This is a genomic window from Polaribacter sp. IC066, from assembly GCF_007997085.1.
GTDB lineage: Bacteria > Bacteroidota > Bacteroidia > Flavobacteriales > Flavobacteriaceae > Polaribacter.
In genome coordinates this window covers 1-2,786 of record NZ_VORR01000107.1, presented here as the reverse complement: position 1 = coordinate 2,786, position 2,786 = coordinate 1, and the positions used below count along the sequence as shown (strand labels likewise).

At 30.0% G+C, this 2,786-nt stretch carries 1 protein-coding gene; it reads right to left on the bottom strand.

Features of this window, described 5'->3' with window-relative positions; translation table 11 throughout:
• Positions 1-1,524 (bottom strand): histidine kinase dimerization/phospho-acceptor domain-containing protein (locus ES044_RS17995; RefSeq protein ID WP_147187461.1); only part of this gene is annotated, 1,524 nt, incomplete at its 3' end.
• Positions 1,525-2,786: the final 1,262 nt, after the last annotated feature.

Sequence of the window (2,786 nt, the reverse complement as noted above, 5' to 3'; positions counted from 1 at the left end):
CGTTTTTAATTCTACACCATCTAATTTAGAGAGCGTTAAAAAATTATTCAACGAATCAATCATATGTTCACTAGTGGCAATTGTTTTTTCTGAATACGAAACAATTTTAGTGGTATTTATAATATTATTTTTGATTAAGTTTAAGTACCCTATAATAATAGAAATGGGTGTTTTTATTTCGTGAGATAAATTCTCTAAAAACTTCTTTTTTTCTTCAGTTATTTTTTTATTAAATTCGAGTTCACGGTTTAATTCTTGCACCTTTTCCTCTTTATATATATAAATAACTGCAAGAGCAGCTAATGCAATAAGCACCAATAACAGTATAATTTTAACAAGAAAATCTATATTTTTTTTAAAAAACACATTTTGATTTTTATTGCCTTCTTTAAGGCGCGCTAGTTCGCTTTTAATAGTACTGTTAAGAAGAATGTATCGCTTTTTTTCTTTTAAAGAGCTTAAAGAGTCTTTTAACATATAATATGCAAATGCTTTTTCGTAATGCCCTTTATTTTTTTCAATTTGAGCCAACATACCATATATGTATGGGTGTGATGAAATGTGCTTTCCGTGCAAAAATTTAAAAGTGGTATCAATATATTTTTTAGCAGTTTCGTAGTCCTTTTTGGCGAAGTATATCTGGGCAAATAATTCATTTTTAGTAAAAACAAACTGCAAAGGCAGTGTCGTCATATTGCTATTTGTTTTTGCAACATTCAATACAGTATCTATAATATGGTTGTCTACATAAGCTTCTCGAAGCGGATTATTATATGTGGTTACAAAAAAGTTATTGGGTTTGTATACTTTTATGTTTATCTTTTTAAGCGCTTCTAAAGACTTTTCATATTTTTTGTCGGCATAAAGAATTTTTCCATGAACTAAAAGAATGTGATTTACAAACAATGGATCTAATTTGGTCAAAGAGTTTGCTTTATACCTAGTAAAAATCTGTAGTAAACGAGCATAGGTGCTGTAGGCTAACTTTATATTTTGAGTATCTAAATATACATCAATCAGTGCTGTAAGACGTACTAATTCAGTTTCGGTGTCTTTAGATTTTATCACTAAATAAGAACCGTTATCATAGCCATCAAATACATCGATATCATTTAATTGATTTGCTGCTGCATTTGTAGAATCAAGCTGAAAACTGTCTACGCTTCTTTGATACTTAAAATTTAATTTTAAAGAATTTTTAGCGATGGTTTTTTTTCTGCTACTGCGATCAATGGTAAAAGTATCGGGTTTGTCTTCTTCAAGAAAGGTAGTCATAAGGTTTAAAGATGCTCGTAGTCTGGCAAACACCATCCCAGAAACAGGGGCTACGTTAGAAATAGTATGATTTATAGCCGAGTGTACATAAATGCCAGCCTTCTTTAAAGTGGTTACTGATAATAGTGGCCATTCATTTATTAATGTTGATGAAATTTCTAAAAGAGTCCCCGATTTGTTCGTTTCTTTTGATTTTTGGGGAGGTGTAGACAAATAAATTGTAAAAATTAAGACTAAAAAATATTTCATTAAGTTTTTTTCGAATAAAAGTTGTTTCAGTATATCTGTGGATTACGGTATTTTTTACGGCTAAAATTAGTTAAGTTAGATCATTGGCTTATCACATATAAATGCAATTTAAAGTACAAGGTACGAAAATGCATCCTGCTTTTTAAGAAAAATAGACACTAATTTTTTTGTGTAAAAAGATTGTATGGTTTGTGTTTTTTTGATTTTTGGGCATCTATATCTGCCTTTTATAAAAATTATATTTGTAACACAAAAATATTGAATTGGTATCCATAAAATAACGCGCTACGATGGTTTAAGCTTTTAGTGGGTTAAAAGAAACTTAAGTGTCGATAACCTGTAATTTAAATTTTACACAGCTTATTCAGACCACTTTTGTATCATCTTAATTCTCTTTAATCGATAGAATTCCCCGACGCTCTGCGTCGGTGGTCAAGAGAAAAGTTTAAAAACCTGGGGTTTTATCAAACTAAAAGTAAGCTTTTTTTCCGCTTGATACTCATGGTGGTTTATTCACTCATTAGATGCCATAAAATTAGTTTATTAAACTCGCATCAATAGAAGTTTACTTTTTAAAGAACCTATTTTGTTAAAGGACATCATCAGTTATGTGCGTTAGATGACAGATTTCTACTCCCGAAGTTTCGGGATATAGTATTCACAATCTAAACCCTACATCCGATAATTTTAGTAAAAATTCAAAAGAGATGAAGCGGTTACCTGTTCTACAGCCCTTTTGCGGTCTGGACACGATAGCGAAATATCTTGTAGAATTCAATAAAATTATCAGAAGTCTAGATTTTTGTTTCTTGGAATTTATCTTGAGCGAAGTCGAAAGGCAATGGAACAAAAAAATGAATAAAATTGTAAGACAACTTTAAAGTATAATTACTTCGAGGTTAATAAATAGCTTAAAGTTAAGGTTCTTAAGGAGTACATTTTGAGTTTTTTGTAAGCGGAATATACAACCCCTAAATAGTATTGTATTTTAGAACAAAATCATTGTTTTTTGTGCTGTATTCTTCACGTGTTTTAATTCCAATTTTGTAAGTTCTCTAATGAATAGGTAAAAGTGGTTTATTTGAGCTCTTTTTTTGTTGGGTTTCAGTATCTGTGGGTTATGTAATCAAATTACGTAACTATTCAGCGGATGTTTAGTGGTTGTTAACAATTTGATTTATTTTATCCACAATTTTTTATTTTTAGTCATTCTATTTCAAAAAAAGCAGTTGTTTATGCACATCGGTTGATAAGTGTGTGAT